Source organism: Leptodesmis sp. (assembly GCF_052746595.1).
Genome location: NZ_JBRAGO010000113.1, coordinates 1 through 12,906 on the forward strand (window position 1 = coordinate 1; position 12,906 = coordinate 12,906).

Sequence of the window (12,906 nt, forward strand, 5' to 3'; positions counted from 1 at the left end):
AGGGCCAGAGTGGGCAGGTATGGGTGCCTCTCTCCAAAATTTCGCAACTGTTTCACAAACAGAACGGATTCACTATCAGTCAGGCCGTTACCACCCACAGTCCGGGTAAGAAAGCGAGGGGGATTTATTTCTCGATCGACCGAGAGACTTTGCCGTACACCAACCTCCTGATTACCAGGAGATCTATATCAGCCTGTTTCAGGTAGCTGGTGGCGCTGTGCCAAATCCAGTTGGAACCAGTTCAGCGGCTCAGGAGCAAGCTACCCCAATCGCTAATTCTGCAAACACAACAAAGGTTAACGTAGCCAAGCCGTTCAAACAGGCGACGGAGCTAGAAGCGGCATTAGTGCAGATTGCGAAAGAGGCTACAGCAAATGTAGCAGGTGGGTATGTCGATATTGGGGTTGTGGGCACCCATTTTTATAGACGCTACCAGCAACCCATTACCGCTGTCCTGAAGCAACTGAATGGCAGTAAGTTCTCTGCATTCCTCGCATCTTGTAAGGTGCTGAAAGTTCAACAGAAGGATAAGAACTGGCAGGTCGCATGCCGCTGATCGGATTGCAGGTATTTATCCCTAAGCCCTATAACTTTTTCTGATGTGGCAAAGGGGTGACAAACCTGTGACGGTCGGATATACTTTAAGAGTGTGAGGAGCGAACCAGCGAGAGCGCCGAGACGAAACACGGACAGTCGTCGGCGCTCTTTCTGATTTAAATGATAGGAGCTAAGCATTTAGGTATTAGCCCCTGCAATGAAGCTAAAATCTCCTGTCGCATGCTTCGTCCTTATGGCTCTGCCTAAGGCATCCCACATTTAATTTTGGCTACCTTTTTGGGGTTGTCCTTCCCACTCCGGTACAGGGCGTTTGACCGCATTCTCAAAATCCATGGTCACGAGGGATACTGACAACTCCGGTTGGGGTTTCTCAGGCGGATCTACCTGGGCATACAGGTAGCTGCGGTTGAAATCGGGATTGCCCAACACCAAACGATGAGTTTTTTGATCCTTCAATGTCACATCCACGATCGCCAGAGGATTATCAAATCCGAATTCGGCTTGCTTCGCGGTGGGAACTGTTAAGGTTTTCTCCCGTTTCGCCGTTGCTAACAGGTTTAACAGGTAAGCCACGGATGCATTACTGGCCGCGGTCGTTTTTCGATTCGTCATTTGCCAGACGGGTGCATCAGCAGTAGGACCAGAAGAGGGGGGGGTTCCCGATTTTTGGGGAGCCGGAGAAGCGGCCATTCTGGTAAAGACCAGCGTGTGTTGCGGCGTTTTCAACGTAAATGCCTGCACATCTTCTTCCTTAAAGGTGAAGAGGGGTTGCCCCTGGTTCTGGCTTACCTGCTGCTGGTTAGCTTGCTGGCTCTCATGGAGATATACTCCGAGGCCGAGTAGGGTGGCGATCGCCAATAAAATGAGTGGGGTTCGTTTCAGCTTCATTTCACGTCTCCTGCTTGTAGCGATCGCACTGTGAGAATTTGCGGTGGGGTGGAGTCGGGTGGATATAGGAGGCCAACGTTGACGAAGCGGCGCTCACCTGGTTTCATCGTCATCACTGCCAGAGGTTCACCTTGCTGGCCGCGCCGTTGTACCAGATGCACATAGCGAGTTTGCGGCAATCCGCGATCGTCCGTATAGCGCACCCGTACTGTTCCCCGGAAAAACACATTCTTAGCGGGTGGTTCTAGAAAGCGCAACTGACCGTTCTGGAGTTGGTTTTCCTTGATGGGGGTTTCAAGGGTGATAGCCACGGTTTGCGTCTCATTTGTGCGATTCTGTAACGGCAAGGTCAAATTGTATTCGATCGCATAATTGCCATGTGCTTCGTAAGCCGTATCTGGATAACGTACGAGCATCCTGGCTGTCTGCACCTGCCCTGTGCCCAGGGTTCCCCCGCGCAGGGTACTTAAACCATAGGAAAAAGCCTGTCCTGTAGCTGGCACACTGAGATACCAGGTATTGGGATTATCTAATTGAATGCCGGGAGGATCAACCACGTCCGCAACCCATTGGGAACCTTTTGCCACCCCAGCCACGCGACCATAGATAATCTGTCCTTTTTGCTGATCCGGGGGAGTGGGAGTTTTGTCCCGTGGGCCAGCCAGAGTTCCTGTATTTACCAGGGTTTGCCATTCTTCAACGGTGGGTGCCCGTTCTTCCCCAGTGTCCGTTGTGGGAGCAAACCGGGCCAGACTGGCAATGTAAATCGGGCCACTGCTCCAGGCGCGAATGAGGGTCGATCGCCCATTCAATGGAGGATTCAACTCCTTCACCGGAATCGGCAGATTCAGCAACATTTGACTTTGTTTGGGAGGAATAATAATTTGTGCGGGAAAGCTTTCCTGTCGTTTGCCCCGCAGAATGTCACTGGTAATCCGGCTCCCTGGCCCTGCATACACTGTTCCTAGAGGATTATCCACATAAGCAGGCAGATCCAGAAATGGGGCATCTGGTTGACTGAGATAACTGGCCGCCTGCAATATATCTACCGTTACGGGCTGCCTGCCAGGATTATGTAAAATCACTCCCAAATACAGGGTTCGCAGATCGTCAGGAGTCAGGGCTTTGGCAATGTGATGGGTAAACACATCAAATCGCCCTTGGAGTGGCAAGTTGAGATGGGCGGATGGAGTGCGTTTACCTGTAGGAGGGAAGGTGGAGAGCAGAATTCCTTCAGTTTGCACCAGTTCTGGGCTATTGCTGTTAAACACGGGAACCGCATCCAGTTTTCCTGGCAGCGCTCGAACTTCCTGAGGAATTTTGATTTCCTGGGAGGGCGAAGGTGGGGACGCTTGGGCTAGAACGAGGGAAGACAGAACAGACAGCATGAACACCAGTCATTGCAAATGAAAGCAGTCTATATGGTGACATGGGTTGGGAATCAGCGAGCTACGCCCTTGTAGCCTCTTTTCAGTTTGCGTAAGCAGGCAGAGGGCAGAGAACTGAAGATAACGAGAAGAATTTATGCTTGCCGTCTGCTCTCCTCCTTCTGTCTTTACCTGCCTTAGAATTTGCGCAGGTCTTTGGCCATGCTCCGGAACATATCCAGGCTACTGTCGGAACGGCGACGCTCCAAGACTTGAGGGTCGGATGCAGAACCGTTGGCCTGAGATAAAGTCTCTTGCTTGTCCTGTCTGGCAATTTCAGCCTGATTCGCGGAAATGTTCTGAATTAATACTTTCTCTTCAGGTTGGCTCACCGTTTTGGCAAAGGTACGCTTCACCGTTTTGGCGGTTCGCATATAGTTAATATCACCTAATGTCTGAGCCTGATCGAAGTCTAAAAAGTAAGCTCCAGAGGCATCAACACCCGGTTGAGATACTTTAGGTTCTGGCTTTACTTCCTGTTTGACAGGCTGTTCAGCGCGTTTTTGTCTGGATCCAAAGAATCCTGACAGAAATCCGGTCATAATTTCCCCATCCCGTTACTTTTACAAAAAATAAACGAATATTAATGATTATAAAGATAAGCGGAATCTGTGGGAACTGGATTGCCGACAAAAGGCAAGACCAAATCTACTAGCTGGTCAGCATGATCACGAAGCAGGGAATGATCGGCATTGGGAATGATCGCCAGGGTTGCTGTAGGAATTTCACGAGCGTAGGTTTCGCTGTGCCAGAGGGGAATGGTTTCGTCGCGATCGCCTGTAATGACCAGCGTCGGTACCCGTAACCGATGAATTTCCTGCTCAACGGTGTCGATCGCATCCTCCGGTCGCATCCGATCTACGAGAAACGATCGAGCAGCAGGTTGGGCATTCAGTTCACTCCGGATCCAGGCAATCTTATTAATAGCTTCCTGGTGTCCGGTGAAATGGGCAATCGGCTTTACCAGAGTCAGTGCCCAATCCACCAGGGGCGTTTGCCAGAGTAAGGGACGCAGGTGATCATACCGACCACAGAAGCTGTCATCCCGAATTCCCGCTGGAGCCGCCAGCATTAATCCGGTCACTGCATCGGGATAGGCCAGGGCATAGGCACAAGACACCCAACCGCCGAAGGAATAGCCCAACAAATAACAGGGTTCCAGGTTCAGCGCCCGAATAAATTGCCGGACAAACGCGACTTCCTTGGCAACGTCGTATCGGATCGCGGGTTTTGTGGAGTCGCCAAATCCCATTAAGTCCAGAGCTACACAACGGATATGAGATTGCAGGCGATCGATGAGCGGCAACCAGCAGGTGGCACTCCCCATAAAGCCATGCAGCATCAGCACCGTGGGGCCAGTACCGCGATCGAGGTAAGCAGCAGGTTGAGGAGCGTGATCCAGCAGAAAATCAAGGGTCAGGAGTTGAGTTTGCTTGAGAGTCATGAGGGTCAAGTTTATCGCTGGTATTCCTGGAGCAGCACTGGTAAATAATCATAGCCGTCTACTCCAATCAGGGGGAGAAACTGGGCGCGGTACTTATCCAAAACGGCTTGAAATTGTTCCGTACCCATCTGACCCTGCAAAATGCTGAGAATGCCTGCCGGTTGTCGCCACTGTTCAGAGCCAATCTGATGCAACAGATACATGCCTAAGCTACCTGTGACGATCGCCATCTCAATGTTTTCCAGGCTGCGATAAGTCTCGGCCAGATAGATGTAGTTCAGTCCCTGTAAGAAAACATCACCAATGGCCTGAGCAATCTGCAATCCCTGGCCCAGGGAGGTAAGGGCTTCCTGATGCTGGCCTAATACCACCTGCACCACACCTAAACTATGGGCACACAATGCCTGACTGGGACGATCACCCATCTGTTCAGACAGTTTCATTCCCTGTTGCAAATAATCCAGCAGCCGTCCGTACAGGTCAGGATCCAACTGGTTATTTTGCTGAGCTTGAAACACTTCGCTGTAGCCCAGGTTGGCCAGGGCATTGGCTTCTCCCAGGCGATCGCCCACCTGCCGCGCTAGAATTAAGGCCCGTTGACTCTGATCAATGGCAACCGTATAGTTTTCCTGCATCACGGCTGTACGGCTGAGGTGATTGAGGCTGGCAATTTCACAGCGGCGATCGCCAGATTCTCGCGCAATCTCCAACGCTTGCTGATGGAATTCTAAAGCCAGGGAGTACTGGCCCAATGCCCGTTGAGAATAGCCAAGCAGGGTAAGAATGCGGGCTTTGCTTTGAGTATTGGGCACCTGACGCAAAGGTTGATCCAGATACTCCAGCATGGCTCGCAGGGGTTCCCCTGATAAAGCAGCAAACAGCCCCCCATAGAGCGGAAAATATCCCTGCTGCGTGAACTGATACAGCGCCTGCAAAATCATCTGAAAACAAGCATTTGCCAAATTAGACTGGCTCAATTCCAAGAAGCGGTAGGAAAGCTGGCTCCAAACCACGGAAAAGGTGAGAAACGTGGCGATCGACAACCGTTTGCCTGCAGCCGGATCATAAGGTTGCTTGTCAAACCAGGTGACTAAACCCAATTGCAACCGTTGCAAGACGATCGCCATTTCCACCCAGTCCCGTACACTCATGGGTGTGGGAATGCTTGCTGCTGTGACCGTCTGGTGGCGGGCCAGATCCTCAAACAGTTGCTTTAATCCGGGACAACTGACGGCTTTTGCCCAACTGCTCCAGGGGCCAGTTTGTTCAATTTGATTCCCAAAGCCCAGCGATCGCTGGCTCTGGTCGTAGATCCAACTTACAACCTGGGTTTCCAGTTCTAGCCAGGTTGCTAAGCCCTGCTTTAACCCCGCTGCCAGTTCGCCTAAATTTGCGGTTCCTGGTTCTGCAGCAGCAGAGCGATCGGCGGCCTCCAGCAGGGCAATTAACTGCTGCAACTGTTCACGGGAAAGGGTGCGCGGCTGATTTGGATCGATCGCGTGCAATAGAATATCCAACCGATCAGTCGGTTCTGCAGCAATCAAGGCTTGCACCATTGAGGAGAGGGCAGAGTTAGCCTGGTTTTCCTTTTGCCAGCGTTCCCATTCTCCCTGGATGGTTTTTAATGCCCGCTGTTTTCGGGTTGCCTTGGCCTGCTTCAGTTCATCCCGCTCGGTTTTCAAAATTCCCTGAACCTCGTCCACCTGTTCCTGCAAACACCGCTCAAACAGTTCACCCGTACCGCTACTGACCTCGGCCTGCAGCATCTGATAAACCTGCTCCTTAGAACGGATTTCCCCCTTTAAGGTGGCGGCAACAATGCGGTCAATCAAGTCTAAGTAGCGATCGCGCATGAGTCAGGATAGGCATGAGGTACTGCTTTAGCCTAGCAAACAGAACTCACCCTGCATAAGCCAAAGCCCTGTACAGACTTGGCTAACTGTGTCCATACAGGGGCGATCGTAGCTTTAGGATGATTTAACTAGCGAGGTATTCGCCAATCGCAGCCTTACGTTTCCGCAGTTTGCTGAGGGCTTCCCGCTCAATCTGGCGAACGCGCTCCCGACTGATATTCAGTAAGTCGCCAATCTTGGCCAGGGTCATGGCTTGTCCATCATCCAGCCCAAAGCGCATAGAGAGTACCTGCCGTTGCTGGGGGGTAAGATCTGCCATCAATCGTTCCAGGTCAGCCCGCAGGGAAGAGTTGAGAGCGAAATCCTCTGGAGACTCCCCATTATCTTCCAGTAACTCGCCCAGTTCCGTGTCCTGATTATCACCCACTCGTAAATCCAGAGACAGGGGTGCCCGCGCCTGTTCCAGGTAATCCCGCACCTGTTTGGGAGTAAGTTCCAGTTCCTTGGCGAGTTCTGTCGCGGTTGCGGCCCGTCCCAGTCGTTGAGAAAGTTGCCGTTGGGCTTTCTTAATTTTGTTCAGTTTTTCTGTAATGTGAATTGGAAGGCGAATGGTACGGCCTTTTTCAGCGATCGCCCGAGTGATCGCCTGCCGAATCCACCAATAAGCATAGGTCGAGAATCGGTAGCCTTTCGTGGGATCAAATTTTTCTACACCGCGCTGCATCCCGATCGTACCTTCCTGGATCAGATCCAGCAAATCCACATTGCGCTTGGTGTACTTTTTGGCAACGGAAACGACCAATCTTAGGTTCGCTTCAACCATCTTGTGTTTGGCAGTTTCCCCTTCGGCAATTGCCTGCTGAAGTTCTGCCTCTGATAAGTGAACAGTTTCTGCCCACTCCTTCACAGTTGGAGGATGGCCGAGCTTCTCAGCTAGGGCATCTCGTGCTTCGTATAAGGCAGTAACTCGCTGAACTTGTTTGCCATAGACAACTTCTTGCTCGTGAGTCAATAGGGGAACGCGACCAATTTCTCGTAAATAAGTACGGACTAGATCTGAGGAAGTCTGAGCAGTCTTCATAACACTGTCTGGAGATGATGGGAGTAAATAAAACCAGGTGGAGGCTCTGTTGAGGGAACTAAACCAGGAGACGAAGAATGATGAAGAAACTAAAAGTTAGAAATCCAAAATACCAATTGCCAAAATTTCTAACTTGTAATCTTGCCTTTCCAAATCGGGCTAGCGGGGATTTAAGCATCTCGTTGCTTGAAAGAATGAAGCAAATAGCCACAATCTTTAGAGATGGGGTTATTTATCTTCGCGAACTTTTACCGGAACTGCAACAGTAGAGGATTGACGTTGAGATTTAGAAATAACTAATTCAGCCATTAGCAGAGCGAAGAACAACCCTAGCACACTATTGAGTTGTAGAAAAAACTGAATAGTCATAGGAGATACCGCTGAGTGGTCAACATTATTAAATATTGTATCTTTTCTGAGCAAGAAACGCCCCTCTTAAGAGAGATTTCTTAGAAAAATTAAGGTTAAGAAAGGGTTCAGTGTTGCAAGGGCGTTAACAGAGGATACCCGAAACCGAGATTTGCAAATGCATCCTGGATGACAAAAGCCAGTATTCTTACAATTTTGCCATCCCGGTAGATGCCCCCAGGGGACAGGCTCAATTGCAAAGTTAAGAGCTACTACAAAAAACTTTACTTCATTCTCAGAAAAGGGGATAGATGGTGAGGGAAAGGAGGAAAGGGGTGAAGCCATGCTAGGCACTTTTTCCCCTCTGACCTCATCATCCCTTCACCTCGTCACACTCTCACATAATCCTGCAATGCCTTGACGGATAGAGATTGAGATTGGAGGGAGCGGATGGCGGCAGTAGTGGCTTTCGCTCCTGCCATTGTGGTGACGATCGGGATTTTATACATGAGAGCCGTGCGACGGATCATGCGGCTATCCGCTCGAGCTTCTTCGCTGCTGGGAATGTTCATGATTAATTGAATCTGTCCGTTTTTGATCCAGTCAACGACATGGGGACGGCCTTCATGCAGTTTCAGTACCAGTTCGACCTCCAGGCCATGCTCCATAAGAACTTTGCGGGTGCCGACGGTGGCGACAACCTGAAATCCCAGATCAATGAGTTCTTTGGCGACGGGAACAATCGCCAACTTGTCGCGATCGGCCATGGAGATAAACACGGTGCCCTTGAGGGGAAGTCGCTGATTGGCGGCAATCTCGGCTTTGGCGTAGGAGGTGCCAAAATTCGAGTCAATGCCCATCACTTCTCCGGTCGATCGCATTTCTGGCCCCAGAATGGGATCTGTACCAGAAAATTTATCAAACGGGAGAACCGCTTCCTTCACCGCAATATGGTTGGGAATCACTTCCTGGGTGTAATTGAGTTGCTCCAGGGTTTTGCCTGACATGATCCGGGCCGCCATTTTTGCTAGAGGAACGCCGATCGCCTTGGCCACAAAGGGAACCGTTCGGGAGGCACGGGGGTTCGCTTCCAGAATGTAGACTTGTTCTCCCTGGCAGGCAAACTGAATATTCATCAGACCTACGACATTCAGTGCTTTAGCCAGTTGGATGGTCCAGGTACGAATTTGCTCCAGTACGGCAGGACTAAGGGAAACGGTGGGTAGCGAACAAGCAGAATCGCCAGAGTGAATTCCGGCCTGCTCAATGTGTTCCATGATGCCGCCAATCACCACATGGCCAGTGCTATCCGCGATCGCATCCACATCCACCTCGATCGCATTTTCCAGATATTGATCCACCAGGATGGGATGTTCAGGTTCCACCTGCACAGCATAAGTCATGTAATGCTTCAGTTCCGCATCCGAGTAGACAATTTCCATCGCTCGACCGCCCAATACATAACTGGGCCGCACCACCACCGGATAGCCAATCCGCCGCGCAATCTCCAGCGCTTCTGCAGTACTGCGAGCAATGCCATTCGAGGGTTGGCGAATGTTGAGTTGGCGCAGGATTTTCTCAAATCGCTCCCGGTCTTCGGCGATGTCGATCGAGTCAGGGGACGTGCCCCAGATGCGGGTTTTGGGGATCAGGGATGGGGAATTAGGGCCGGTTCCTAATTCCCCATCCCCGATCCCTAGCCCCTGTTCCAGATACCTCTGCAATGGCAGCGCCAGTTTTAAGGGAGTCTGCCCCCCAAACTGAATGATCACCCCTTCAGGGTTTTCGGCCTCAATAATATTGAGGACATCTTCTTTAGTCAGGGGTTCAAAGTACAGGCGATCGCTGGTGTCGTAGTCGGTGGAAACGGTTTCCGGGTTGGAGTTGACCATGATCGTTTCAAAGCCATCTTCCCGTAAGGCAAAGGAGGCATGACAGCAGCAATAGTCAAACTCAATTCCCTGGCCAATCCGGTTGGGGCCACCCCCCAGAATCATCACTTTCCGTTTAGTGGAGGGTAGAACTTCCGTTTCCGTTTCGTAGGTGGAGTAGTAGTAGGGGGTAAAAGCTTCAAACTCGGCAGCACAGGTGTCTACAGTTTTATAAACGGGAATGATATCCAGGCTCTTCCGATAGGCCCGCACCTGATCTTCCGTGGTTTTGGTGGCGAAGGCAATCTGGCGATCGCTGAAGCCCTGACGTTTTACTTCCAGCAATTGCTCGCGGGTGAGATGATCCAGAGGCGTGCGTTTCAGGAACTTCTCGGTTTCCAAGAGTTCCTGCAATTTATCCAGGAACCAGGGGTCAATCCCGGTCAGTTCATAGATTTCCTCAACCGCCATCCCCATTAAAAAGGCATGACGTACAGTGAAAATTCGCTCTGGGTTGGGAGTCCGCAGGTTGGCGCGAATAGTTTCCAAGCTGGGCAATTTTTCCTGCTTGTCACACCCCCATCCAGCACGGCCCGCTTCCAGCGATCGCAGGGCTTTCTGGAAGGATTCCTGGAAGGTACGCCCGATCGCCATTGCTTCGCCCACAGATTTCATCTGAGTCGTCAGAACAGGCTGGGCATCGGGGAATTTTTCAAAGGCAAAGCGCGGGATTTTGGTGACGACATAGTCGATCGTCGGTTCAAAGCTGGCTGGAGTTTTCTTGGTAATGTCGTTGGGGATTTCATCCAGAGTGTAGCCGACTGCGAGTTTGGCCGCCATTTTGGCGATCGGGAAGCCAGTAGCCTTAGATGCCAGCGCCGAACTACGCGAGACACGGGGGTTCATCTCAATTACAATCACTTCCCCAGTATCCGGATTGACGGCAAATTGGATATTGGATCCACCTGTTTCTACACCAATTTCCCGAATGATCTTGATCGAGGCATCCCGCAATCGCTGATATTCCTTATCTGTGAGGGTCTGGGCCGGAGCCACGGTAATCGAATCCCCGGTATGAATTCCCATCGGATCCAGGTTTTCGATCGAGCAAATGATCACCACATTGTCAGCCAGATCCCGCATCACCTCCAACTCGTATTCCTTCCAACCGAGCAGCGACTTCTCGATCAGAATCTGAGACACGGGACTGGCATCCAGACCGGACTGGGCAATCTCTTCAAATTCTTCCTGGTTGTAGGCAATTCCACCCCCCGTACCGCCCAAGGTGAAAGCCGGACGGATGATCAACGGATAGCTGCCAATCTGCTGGGCAATGGCTCGTGCTTCTTCTAATGTATTCGCCAGGCCAGAGGGACACACCCCCACGCCGATCCGCTCCATCGCTTCCTTAAATAGCTTGCGGTCTTCGGCCATTTCGATCGCAGGCAATTTCGCCCCAATCAGTTCCACCCCATACTGTTCCAAAGTGCCGTTTTTCGACAGTGCCACCGCCAGGTTCAAGGCCGTTTGACCGCCCATCGTTGGTAACAGCGCATCCGGTCGTTCTTTTTCAATGATTTTCGCGACAATCTCTGGAGTCAGTGGCTCAACGTAGGTGCGATCGGCGATGCTCGGGTCGGTCATGATGGTGGCCGGATTGGAGTTCACCAGGACTACCTCGTATCCCTCGTCTCGCAGGGCTTTACAAGCCTGGGTGCCAGAGTAGTCAAACTCGCAGGCTTGCCCAATCACAATCGGCCCAGAGCCAATCAAGAGAATTTTTTGGAGATCGTTACGGCGCGGCATGGCATGTGGATGTCGAAAACCCCAAATATTGTAATGGAAAGCCTTGCCTCAGTCGGTAGTCTTTTATCTAATCCAAAGGTTTTGTAGGGTTAGGGATTAGGTGTAGTGACAATAAGGTTGTTCCCCTGCGCTGCTAATGGCCAAGGCTCTGGCATTGAGGCTGACGGGAAGCACTGCTGCGGTCATTAGGAACAACCTGTCATTACAACTATCCACCGCCTTAGGGCTATTCGTGGAGGAACCTGCGATCGCTAGTCAGGAACGATCAGGCACGGTTGCGCAGGCAAACCCCAGGAAGAATAGTGGTAGAACATTTGATTCCAATCCTTCACTTAAAACCGCATAGCGTCCAGTCTCCTTGAGTAGCGATCGCAGAAGATATTAGGCATTGAGCGCATTGACCTGCTCAACATTCAGGAGAAATGCCGACTGATTAGACTCAGGGATTTCAAGTTAGCGAATGGATTGACCGCCTAGACAACTTCCCCGTAGGAGTTGTGGGGTAGCATCAACCGTGTTGAGCATTACTGTAGGGACCTCAACACAGATACCTGGATTGTAGGGAGTACCAATTCCGGAACTGCTTCAGTCAACAAATTTAATACTGAATTAACAATAAGGAGAAATGTCCTCGCCACACTCATCCGCCAGGTAGCAGAGCGATCGAAAGCGCAGAGCAACCAGTTCCTCATAGAACGGGTTGAGCTTACACAGAGGTGGAATATGCACGATGGGCCGACCAAACAGAGAAATGGTGCGTTCAAAGGGACATTGGGCCGGAATCACCGAACAGAAGGTACGAGCCATTTGGCGATCGCTCACCTCAATGTTATTTAACCACTCACGAATAGGACGCAGCGGTGCAAATTGAATTTTAAGTTTGTGAGATTTTTCATTCGTCGCAGGCATCGCGACTTCGGAGGCAACCCAGATAAGACGGGCATCTTGAGGAGGTTCGGTCGTATAGTGAGAGCTTTCCATAATAGTTTGTTTCCTCACTTGTGTCGGGGGTCGGTTCATTCACTATCAGCTACACCAGTTCAACAGGAATTCTCGGAAAGGTCGCTGATTTTGATGAGCCTCTACCAAGTACTCAACGAATCGGAGATGGTTTAATCAGGAAACCATCAAGATAATATCACCATTCTCTGATGCATTTGTCTATCCAATGGTTCCCGACGCAAATAAATTTTGAATGGGCAAAACCACTGAACTTCTGTAGAGACCACTCCTCCATTTTAGGAGTAAAAATAGGGAAAATACTGGGGAAAACCGTAAATCCTTCTGTAGGGATAATAAGACATTCGAGGGGCTTAGGCTACTTCTTCTAAGTCTAAGCCCTTAAAAATATCTACTAAAAATTTTCAGGGTTATTTCTTGAAATTACGCTTATGATTGAGCCAATAATTCTAAGAATAAATGATCCCCATGTTCGTAATGAGTTCAAGTTAAGGGGGTTGTTCTTTCTTGGGATTTTTCTTTTGAATTCATTCAGGCTTCCAAGAGCGTTTAGATTTGAAACTAAAGCATGACTTTTTGGAGTCATCGTTTCCCCTGATTGTCTGAAATGCCCCGTTCATGAAGCTCAGACCACCTGCTGACGCGAGGTGGTGGTGTCAGTGCTAATCTG

9 protein-coding genes are annotated in these 12,906 nt (G+C 50.6%); 1 reads left to right on the forward strand and 8 read right to left on the reverse strand.

What is annotated here, in order from left to right:
• The first annotated feature begins 217 nt into the window (after nucleotides 1-217).
• Complete coding sequence (locus tag ACUVQO_RS19470) at nucleotides 218-556, forward strand: hypothetical protein (RefSeq protein WP_445927491.1); 339 nt, start codon at nucleotides 218-220, stop codon at nucleotides 554-556.
• A gap of 260 nt (nucleotides 557-816) precedes the next feature.
• Here ACUVQO_RS19470 and ACUVQO_RS19475 read toward each other — a convergent pair whose 3' ends face one another.
• From ACUVQO_RS19475 to ACUVQO_RS19510, 8 genes are all read right to left on the reverse strand, one after another.
• Nucleotides 817-1,446: a DUF4340 domain-containing protein gene (locus tag ACUVQO_RS19475; protein WP_445927492.1), complete on the reverse strand. Its 630-nt coding sequence runs from the start codon at nucleotides 1,444-1,446 to the stop codon at nucleotides 817-819.
• Complete coding sequence (locus ACUVQO_RS19480) at nucleotides 1,443-2,834, reverse strand: DUF3370 domain-containing protein (protein WP_445927493.1); 1,392 nt, start codon at nucleotides 2,832-2,834, stop codon at nucleotides 1,443-1,445. Before ACUVQO_RS19480 ends, ACUVQO_RS19475 begins: the two co-directional genes overlap by 4 nt.
• 176 nt (nucleotides 2,835-3,010) lie before the next feature.
• Nucleotides 3,011-3,415 carry a hypothetical protein gene (locus tag ACUVQO_RS19485; protein ID WP_445927494.1) on the reverse strand — a complete coding sequence of 135 codons (405 nt, stop codon included), beginning with the start codon at nucleotides 3,413-3,415 and terminating at the stop codon, nucleotides 3,011-3,013.
• 41 nt (nucleotides 3,416-3,456) lie between these two features.
• Entirely contained in the window at nucleotides 3,457-4,317 is an 861-nt protein-coding gene (locus tag ACUVQO_RS19490; protein WP_445927495.1) for an alpha/beta fold hydrolase, read from the reverse strand.
• Between the two features lie 11 nt (nucleotides 4,318-4,328).
• Nucleotides 4,329-6,170 carry a tetratricopeptide repeat protein gene (locus ACUVQO_RS19495; protein ID WP_445927496.1) on the reverse strand — a complete coding sequence of 614 codons (1,842 nt, stop codon included), beginning with the start codon at nucleotides 6,168-6,170 and terminating at the stop codon, nucleotides 4,329-4,331.
• Nucleotides 6,171-6,294: 124 nt separating this feature from the next.
• On the reverse strand, nucleotides 6,295-7,251 hold the full coding sequence (locus ACUVQO_RS19500) for an RNA polymerase sigma factor, RpoD/SigA family (protein ID WP_445927497.1): 957 nt from the start codon (nucleotides 7,249-7,251) through the stop codon (nucleotides 6,295-6,297).
• Between the two features lie 737 nt (nucleotides 7,252-7,988).
• Nucleotides 7,989-11,276 carry a carbamoyl-phosphate synthase large subunit gene (carB, locus tag ACUVQO_RS19505; protein WP_445927498.1) on the reverse strand — a complete coding sequence of 1,096 codons (3,288 nt, stop codon included), beginning with the start codon at nucleotides 11,274-11,276 and terminating at the stop codon, nucleotides 7,989-7,991.
• A 609-nt stretch (nucleotides 11,277-11,885) separates the two neighbouring features.
• Nucleotides 11,886-12,257 carry a Mo-dependent nitrogenase C-terminal domain-containing protein gene (locus ACUVQO_RS19510; RefSeq protein ID WP_445927499.1) on the reverse strand — a complete coding sequence of 124 codons (372 nt, stop codon included), beginning with the start codon at nucleotides 12,255-12,257 and terminating at the stop codon, nucleotides 11,886-11,888.
• Nucleotides 12,258-12,906: the final 649 nt, after the last annotated feature.

Coding starts and splice junctions, on each gene's coding strand:
- ACUVQO_RS19500 (WP_445927497.1), bottom strand. CDS start 7,251: ATGAAGACTGCTCAGACTTCCTCAGATCTAGTCCGTACTTATTTACGA.
- ACUVQO_RS19485 (WP_445927494.1), bottom strand. CDS start 3,415: ATGACCGGATTTCTGTCAGGATTCTTTGGATCCAGACAAAAACGCGCT.
- ACUVQO_RS19490 (WP_445927495.1), bottom strand. CDS start 4,317: ATGACTCTCAAGCAAACTCAACTCCTGACCCTTGATTTTCTGCTGGAT.
- carB (WP_445927498.1), bottom strand. CDS start 11,276: ATGCCGCGCCGTAACGATCTCCAAAAAATTCTCTTGATTGGCTCTGGG.
- ACUVQO_RS19480 (WP_445927493.1), bottom strand. CDS start 2,834: ATGCTGTCTGTTCTGTCTTCCCTCGTTCTAGCCCAAGCGTCCCCACCT.
- ACUVQO_RS19510 (WP_445927499.1), bottom strand. CDS start 12,257: ATGGAAAGCTCTCACTATACGACCGAACCTCCTCAAGATGCCCGTCTT.
- ACUVQO_RS19495 (WP_445927496.1), bottom strand. CDS start 6,170: ATGCGCGATCGCTACTTAGACTTGATTGACCGCATTGTTGCCGCCACC.
- ACUVQO_RS19475 (WP_445927492.1), bottom strand. CDS start 1,446: ATGAAGCTGAAACGAACCCCACTCATTTTATTGGCGATCGCCACCCTA.